This is a genomic window from Agriterribacter sp. (assembly GCF_035444585.1).
GTDB lineage: Bacteria > Bacteroidota > Bacteroidia > Chitinophagales > Chitinophagaceae > Agriterribacter.
The window spans coordinates 1-4521 of record NZ_DAOMOZ010000299.1 but is presented as its reverse complement, the minus strand read 5'-3'; the positions used below and the strand labels follow the sequence as shown (position 1 = coordinate 4521).

Genomic DNA, 4521 nt, shown 5'->3' with positions numbered 1-4521 from the left:
CCGGTGGTTCATGCTTTCCATTACCATCACTAACCCGTGTGGTTCGTAAATTTCGGCTATACGTTTCAGTAACTCAATGGCATTGGCCATCTGAAAATCGGCCGGGAGTTTTGGATCGGCCATGCCCAGTACATTATGAATAAACTTTGTGTTCATTCGTTTGGCGATATCCACCGATGCACGGACATCACTCAGCACTTTTTCCCGCAGCCCCGCATCCCTGCCTGCAAAAGTTACATGCTCAAAGGTATACGTGCCTACAAACTGCCCGAACTCCATACCCAGTTGCTGAATGGTTTTGCTGATGCGCTCCTGTTCCTCCACAGTCCTGTTTTTCAGAAAAGTGTTCTCCCACGCCCTAAAGCCCTGGTCGTAGCCCCATTTTATTTCATCGGCAACATCCTTACCCGGCAGGCTGGAAAAAATATTAAAATCGGGAGAGAATTTCATCCTGAAAGGCGGCTCCGCAAACTGCTTCTCTTTTGCGGGAACCATCGCTAACGGCGCCGGTGCAGCGGTTAATGCCGCGGCGCCGGTGAGCAATCCATTGATAAACTTACGTCGCTGCATACTCGAAGTTTAAGTATTTATATTGAAGTGTTCGGATTTACGGTAATACTGCATCACAATTACCTCAATAACTTCTGATCGGTTTCCGGATCCTGGTCCTGCCCTAAAATGAAAGCCATGAGATCGGCCATTTCCTGGTTGCTCAGCAACTGGTCAAACCCCTGCGGCATCAGCGACATATCCAGTATTTCGGTTGACAGGATATCTGCCCGTGCAATACGAACGGCAGTTTGGGCAGAAGTAGCAAGGACAACCGCGTCAGGTGTTCTTTCCCTGATAATGCCTGTATACTCCCCGTCTTTCGTTTTAATGCGGTAGCTTTCAAATTCTCTTACGAAGCTCGCGCTTGGATATACAATTGCTTCCAGCAGATCATGTGCCGACCGGTCGAGCTGGATGGAGGTAAGGTCCGGGCCAAAATGCCCCCCTTCCGTTCCAATGGTATGACAGGTTGAACAGGTGGCTTTTCCAAAAAACAAGGCCCGACCGCTATCAAGGGAGCCGTTGGGAATGTTCTTTTCCAGTGCTTCAAGCCGTTTCAACCGGCCGGCCCTTACTTCATGCAGCTTAGCCATAAGCGGAGCGGTAGCCGGTTTCACTTCATCGGGGTATTGCTCAAAGATCTTTTCAAGATATTCGGGCGTAAAACCCGAAAGGCTGGGCGACTGTGTTAATGCCGCAGCCAGCGCCCTGCCCGTCTCCGCGGAATGCGCTCCTTTAAATACAGGAACGATGCGTGGTAAAATAAAAGCATCCGCTTCGGGGAGAAAGCCGGTTGACAATTGCAGCAACTGCTTTTCCGAAAGCGCTCCCTGTGCCAGTGTGGTTGCCGCTTCCTGACGAAGGGAAGCTTCCTTTTCATTTTTCAGCACGGCATAGAGATAATCAAAATTGTGATCCGTGAATTTTGGCTCCGATTTCAGTAAAGTAGCGATCGCTTCCACTCTTAGTTCCGCGGTATTTTTGGCATCATCCGCTACCTGCTGTAACTGCTTCAACAGGGAAGTAAGCCCGCGAAGGCGAACCAGTTGCATTACCCGCGATTGAACCTGCGGATCTGTACCGGGCGTCAGTTGAAGCTGCAGCTGCTTCACCCATACCGCGGGGAATTGTTCGGTTCCGCAGGCTTCCATTGATCCCAGCAGGAAAAGCTTATGCGCCGGCGTTGCCATTTTAAACTGATCCGCTATAAACGCCTGCATGCGGGTATCACTGCAAAATGAAACCAGCATATTGCCGAAAAGTTGTTCTTCTTCTTTGCTTAACGGGCCATGTTTGAAACGGCCCTGCAGAAACCGGACCATATCGGCCGACCATTCGGGGTGATGAGCCGCTATCCATAAGGCCGTATGTCTTAACGATATATTACCGGCACTGAAAAAAGATGTGAGCTGCTTTGCCTGTAAAGTGGAGGAAGGCATCTGGTCGAGCGAAATGAGCGCCGCTTCCTGCACGCCGGCTGCAGCACCGGTAAGCGCTGCTGCAACCGGTTCCGGCGCATTGATGGAAACAAGCGCATAAATGATGGCATGACGAACGAACCGGTCGTCTGTATCACCGGCGGCGGCAAGTAAAGCCCCAACGGCTTTTTTATCTTTGATCTGCCCGAGAGCCGTTGCCGCCTGGCGGCGCACAGCAGGTTCGTTCTTCACCACTAATTCAATCAACTTATCTACAGCCTGAATATCCTTTGCCAGTCCGGCAGCACGCGCCGCGGCTATGCGTACCTGTTGGTCAGGGTCACTTAATGCTTCTCTCACTACTGCCATCGCTTCGGGTGTGCCTGACCGGTAGAGTGTAAAAACAGCTTTCACTTTTGCCTCTGCAGCAGAAGGCTGCCGGAGCAGGGCTTTAAGCGGTTCAATAGCAGCATTACCGGCATCTGCCAGTTGTTGTGCCGCACGATCGCTTACAAAAGCATTGCCCGATTCAAGATGCTTCACCATGTCGGCAGGCTGAAGGCCTGCCCACTGCACAGCATTGCCATAGGGGTCGCCTGCTTTCTTTGTCCCGTTGCGGCGTACCCGGTAAATAGAACCCTTTAATTCGGGCTTGGAAACCTGCGATAAGGGACATCCCTTGATGAACCATCCGCCCGTTTCTACTACAAGCAGGCTGCCGTCTGCATCTTCAAGTACATCAGTAGGATGAAAATCTTCATTGTCCGACCAGAAAAACGGTTCGTCTTCCGTACGGAAAGATGCGCCATCCCTGAACAGCTTATGTCTCACAACGCGGTGCGTATTGAACTGGGCGCTGAACAGGTTATCTTTAAAATCATCTCCCAATGCCGTATTCCTGTACCGCCCGATGCCTGCCGGCGATACACGGGAATATTTGCTCACCACCGGCATCAGGCTGCCCGTTCTTACCAGCTTATCGCGGTCAATATTGCTATTGGGCTTGGGATATACGCCACCTTCCGTCCAGTATACCAATGCATCCCGTTCACCCGCTTTGGGATCGGTAAAATAAGTTTCGGTTCCGATGGGTTCACCGGCTGCTGTAAATGTAAGCTCAACAGGATTATTCATACCACCCGCAGATACCCATTCCAGTCCCGAGCCATCCGTGCGCACACGCCAGATGCGCGCCGTTTCGCCTTTCATCTGCACACCTTCCTTACTGGTTACATCAAAGCCTTCAATGGCGCTGGTCATGTACAACCAGCCGTCCGGCGCCATAAAAGGACCGATGAGGCTGTTTGCATTTACGTTCAGCGTCCACCCGCTCAGGAGCACTTCCCGCTGATCGGCTACGCCATCGCCGTCGGTATCGGTAAATTTCAGCAGGTCGGGCGCCGAGCTGGCATACAAACTTCCTTTATAAAAAACGCCGCCCTGGGGAAATCCGACCTTGTCGGCAAAGATGGTGCGCTTGTCGTACACGCCATCGCCATTGCTATCTTCTAAAAGTTTGATCCTGAATTTTGGATTTTTTAGCGCCGAATCAGTTTTAGGATATACATTACCGGTAGATTCAAAAACGAACAGCCGGCCGGTTTCATCCAGGGTAGCGAACATGGGATAATCTAAAAGATCGGGACCTGCCGCTACTTCAACCGTATAGCCTTCCGGTACCTGTGGCAAGCCGGATGACGCCGCCTGCTTTTCTCTGCAGGAAGAACAAAACAACGCAACTGAAATGCCAAGGATAAAGGGGGATATTTTTTGCATGTTGAGAATTTTCTAATATTTGGCTTTTGATGTTTTGCAGTCAGCAGTCAGCAGTCAGTGAGGACTTCTTACTGTATTGCACGTGACTTATTAAATCTGGCAGTTTTCTTTTTTAATTTGTGGCTTCGTTGGGTTTGTCTTCAGGTTTCGGATTTCGAATTTACTTGATTCAGATTTGGTTTTACCTGTCATGAGCAGACCTCTATATTTTTTTATTACTTTTTGTGGAAAAAGTAACCAAAAGCCACCCGAAAACGATTACCGCCCGTTTTCGGGAAGGAACCCTGATAGAGCTTCAATGCTACTGTGATTTCAGCTTTATCCCGCTGCTGCTTTCTCATTTTTCAACAGTCTGGTATTGTGGCGGTTTTACCTGAATATTATGATTACATTTTGGTTCGATTAATATTTGAATTTTATCCGCTCCGGCGGACAGGCCTGCCTGCCGGTAGGCAAGTTTGGTTCTTGTTATTTGCTATTTGGCTCTTTGTATTTCTTCGGATTTCGGATTTCAAAACAGCGATACGAACCCGGAGTCATCATTTAAAACGCACTTCTTCGGTAATACCTTTCCATGTATCGGTACGGAAAGGCGCTGCAGGTAAGCCTTCTTTATTGAAGAGGTTGGCTTCCATATTGTCATCGGCCCAGCCATAATGCACGGCAACAGGATTGGGCACCTCATCACTCCAAACCAACACTTTCCCATCGCGGATCTCCGCTTTGGCCCAATGAAATACTTTATCGGCGCCGGCTATTTCAAAACCCTGCAGGT

2 protein-coding genes and 1 pseudogene are annotated in these 4521 nt (G+C 49.8%); all 3 read right to left on the bottom strand.

Annotated features, from left to right (window positions below):
- The coding region (locus PLH26_RS20430; protein ID WP_324587871.1) for a TIM barrel protein at positions 1–570 on the bottom strand (570 nt) is incomplete at its 3' end.
- A 59-nt stretch (positions 571–629) separates the two neighbouring features.
- The gene (locus PLH26_RS20425) at positions 630–3746 is read right to left on the bottom strand and encodes a PVC-type heme-binding CxxCH protein (protein WP_324587870.1); all 3117 of its coding nucleotides are present in this window, start codon (positions 3744–3746) and stop codon (positions 630–632) included.
- A 539-nt stretch (positions 3747–4285) separates the two neighbouring features.
- Positions 4286–4521: pseudogene (locus PLH26_RS20420) on the bottom strand (sialate O-acetylesterase); the annotation flags it as partial.